The following is a 3880-nucleotide window of genomic DNA, read 5'->3' as shown; positions in this document are numbered from 1 at the left end:
CTCTGGGAGAAGGCCGGAATGAGGGTAATAAAATCAAGCAATTATATCCCTCACCCTAGCCCTCTCCCAGAGGGAGAGGGGATTATTAGAGGTTCCCTATGACCAATTCTTTCATTAAGCATAAAAACATTTACTGTTTGTTAGGAACAAGTCTACTTGGTTGTATATTATTTTATTCGCTCAAATCGCGATTGGGTTTTCCAGTTGTTCTGGATTCAAGCATGCTATTCGGCACAGAAGAGATGTTTTCAGAAATAGTGAGAATGACCTATTCGATCACGTATTATGTCATTTGGTTGAGTACAATATTAACCATCCCATTTTATGTTAAGCAACGCTTTAAAAATCAGCAGTTTTATGAAAGCTTCATAATTTTCTGGCTGGTTGCTTCGGTGACTTCGGCGATGTTGTATCATGCTCTTACTTGGGGGGGGGGATGGTTACCTGATGGAAATCATTTATAAAGCATATTATTTTTATTTTGCTGTTAACTATGCCGCCTGCTATTTATCAGGGTCGTAGGGCGTAATAGCGTAGCGTATTACGCCGCATGAAAAATTAAACATATCCCGTATGTTGGGTATTTTGTAGGTTGGCGGTGAGGTACGAACCCCAACATTTTGGGGTTCGGTTTGTTGGGATTCGCAAGCTCTTCACAACCTACATTTTCACAGCGTACCGCGCATATCCCGATGCGTTTGAAAAAGGCGCAATAACCTTTCGGATGTCGGCTGTTATCGAAGTTGCAATGTGCTAAAAGGCAGAGCCATAGGATGTGCCAAACGGCGTGCGGCGCATCAATCGAGCAAACAAATCACACACGAACGATGCGCCTCCCTTCGTTTGCTGGCACTAATTACGACCGATAGAAACATGCCAGCCATCCCCGAAATAACTATTAGGCAATTATAGCTAGAGCCGTGTTCGCCACAAAAATATACCCAGCCGTATACATAAAGTATACCAACCAGCCCCCACCACAAGCGACAACACCTCCGGTAAGATACTGCATGTTTAAAACCCCCGGCAAAAAAGGCTATCAAAACCGATAACACACCGAGTATAAACATGATGATCCACAAATTAACTACAGCAATGTATTCTGGGGGAAGGTATAGTCCCATATGCCACTCCAGGTTATAAGGCCACTAAATTGCCTGTTAATTTCACGGTGCTTGATACCAGCAAACGCCTGCGTTCAGCCATACGACCAATAGAAACATGCCAGCCATCTCCGAAATAACTATTAGGCAATTAATGCTTATTCCCAAGCTACAGCTTGGGAATCCAAGCCTCAGAAGATCCAGCTTCAAACATTAATAAAGGAAGCAAGAGCTTCCAAAAATAGCGTTCCCAAGCCGGAGCTTGGGAACAAGCATAAAAAATATAAATTGTTTTTATGCGCTATTTTTGTGCGCCCATACCAGTAACCTGACCCTAATTTGGTGCGGAATCAACTTCATAGAAGGTATTACCCTCCCTGCACAAATTGAAACATGACGATTCAAAGTCGCTGCCTTGTGTTGCAATGCCAAGGGCCGTAGGGCGGATTAGGCGCACATACAGTTAAACAGGTAGATATGTAAGGAGTTTCCGTGCGCCGTAATCCGCCGAATGGTAAGGGTATGCCACATTCGGCGGATTACGCCGCGCCCAAACAAAAGTGACAAACCAAAACCCAACCAAGTTGCGCGGCTAATCCGCCTTACGGCCTTTCACATTTTTACCAAACCAATTTTGCAGTTTTGCTGGCACCAAGCTGCCGACTAACAACATTAAAGACGGAATTAACAAAAAACTTAACAGGTCTTTGAGTAAATAAAAACTATCTACATTAATTTTATCAAACGTATAAAGTGGGCTATTTTCATTAGTTGACCCAAAAAATAAAGCAACAGCAAAATTAATAAAATAGAACAACGCTGCCGACCTAAGCCAAAAGCGACAATGCCTGCGGCAAATAGCATTATCTATAAATTTTCTCTTATAGCACTGATATAAAGTAACGACTAACGCATAAACGACGATGCTAATCCAGAACAATATAACTGCAACTGCCTCTTCAGGTATTGGTGGAGGCCCCATAAGCGATTCCTTAAAAATAAAAAACCTTGTAAGTGAAATGAATAAAACCTACCGTGTTGAGTAACAGTGGTTTTCAACTGGGTATCAAAAAAATTTTCGCGCCAAAAATAGTCGCTGGATTTAATTTAAGCTTTCCGGGGTTATTGCGGCTTATGCCTTATTGCTTTACTTCGCCAATTTTGCAATTTTGCCGGTAGTAAGCTGACGGCTAACAATATTAAAACAGGAGCTAGGAAAACCCATAAATAAGACTGTACGAAATCATGTCCTAACCATTGAAAAAAATCATCGTCATAATTAATAAACGCAATAGTTGTTAAATACGCTGTCCCAATCAAATACCAAAACATGGTCAAACTAATCCAAAAACAACAATGCTTTCGGTATATAAGCTCATCGACAAAATTTTTTTTATGACATTGAAACAAAGTTATTACAATGGCAGACATAATCAAACCAAACCAAATAATGTAAACAGCGGATATCTTCTCATAGGGTAATTCTTGCATTTATGTTCCTTGGTCTCTCAAAAATAAAATCATCACAAGCCGCTTAAAAATTGCTAATAATCCTATGAGTTTTGAATAACCGTGTCATAGCATTTATCCGAAAACCCCATCTTATGGCCTGTTTTAAACTAAATTTTTAACCCAAAAATTAAATGGTAATTCTTATGGATGTGTTGCTTTACTCAGCCAATTTTGCAATTTTGCTGGTATCAAGCTGACGGCTAACAAAATTAATACTGGAATAGAAAATACCAATAAAAAGTTAAGTGTAATACCGACAAAATATATAAAATTGTCAAAAAATAAAGCCCCGTTAACTCTTAGATTAACAAAACCAGAAAAATGTGTTATAGCTTCTGATATATACGCTGACCCCATCAAATACCACAGGATAGCGAAGCTAAGCCATAATCGATGATGCTTTCGGTGTACGCCATCATCGACAAAAATTTTTTTATAACATTGGAATAAATTGGTTATCAGGGCAAGCGTAATCAAGCTGAGCCAAATAATGTAAACAGCGGCTATGTCCTCATATGGTAATTCAGGCACTTAAGTCTCCTTAATCTTTCAAAAATACAGTCATCATTTGTGGCTTAAAAACAACGAATAACACCAATAGTTTTGAATAGCTATATTAGATAGTTAGTTCTTTAAGTTTTAATATTTATAAACGAATGAAACTTTAAAACATGGTATGGCAGTGGATTTAATTTAAGCTTTACGGGGTTATTGCGGCTTATGCCTTATTGCCTTACTCAGCCAATTTTGCAATTTTGCTGGTATCAAGCTGACGGCTAACAAAATTAATACTGGAATAAAAAACAGCAATGACTCTTTGGGTAAAATACCGATGAAATACAAGAACTGGTCAAGGTCAAATATTTGGTTAAAACTTTCGCTTACGTAGCCAAAATAATGAGTAATAATTTCCGTTGTATAGATTGACCCAATTAAGTTCAGTAGAACAGCCAAGCGCAACCAAAAAAGACGATGCTTTTGATAGGCAACATCATCCACAAATCTTTTTTTATAGCATTTAAACAAAGTGGCTACCAAGGCAAACACAATCAAACCGAGCCAAATAGACATAATAATGTGTTCTGTCTCAATTAACTTTTGGTATTCATAGTCTGATAACAACCCAGCCTCCTTAAACTTATAAAATTAATGCTTACAAAATACTATTGATTAGAATAAATGGGGTCAGAGTAAATTTAAATTATTCATCTATTTTTTATCTTCCTCTAACCAACAGGTCGTCCCATCTTTTTTGCGGTCATTCT

4 protein-coding genes are annotated in these 3880 nt (G+C 38.3%); all 4 read right to left on the bottom strand.

Going from position 1 to position 3880, the window contains the following annotated elements:
* Window positions 1-1695: 1695 nt before the first annotated feature.
* Window positions 1696-2085, bottom strand: coding sequence for a hypothetical protein (locus ABL924_RS18115; RefSeq protein ID WP_349028498.1), 390 nt, complete (start codon window positions 2083-2085; stop codon window positions 1696-1698).
* 140 nt (window positions 2086-2225) lie between these two features.
* The gene (locus ABL924_RS18110; RefSeq protein WP_349028497.1) at window positions 2226-2594 is read right to left on the bottom strand and encodes a hypothetical protein; all 369 of its coding nucleotides are present in this window, start codon (window positions 2592-2594) and stop codon (window positions 2226-2228) included.
* 162 nt (window positions 2595-2756) lie between these two features.
* Complete coding sequence (locus ABL924_RS18105) at window positions 2757-3146, bottom strand: hypothetical protein (protein WP_349028496.1); 390 nt, start codon at window positions 3144-3146, stop codon at window positions 2757-2759.
* 177 nt (window positions 3147-3323) lie between these two features.
* On the bottom strand, window positions 3324-3686 hold the full coding sequence (locus tag ABL924_RS18100) for a hypothetical protein (RefSeq protein ID WP_349028495.1): 363 nt from the start codon (window positions 3684-3686) through the stop codon (window positions 3324-3326).
* Between the last annotated feature and the right edge of the window lie 194 nt (window positions 3687-3880).

This window comes from Methyloglobulus sp., from assembly GCF_040079455.1.
Taxonomy (GTDB): domain Bacteria; phylum Pseudomonadota; class Gammaproteobacteria; order Methylococcales; family Methylomonadaceae; genus Methyloglobulus.
The sequence above is the reverse complement of the archived record's forward strand: the minus strand, read 5'-3'. Positions and strand labels throughout refer to the sequence as shown.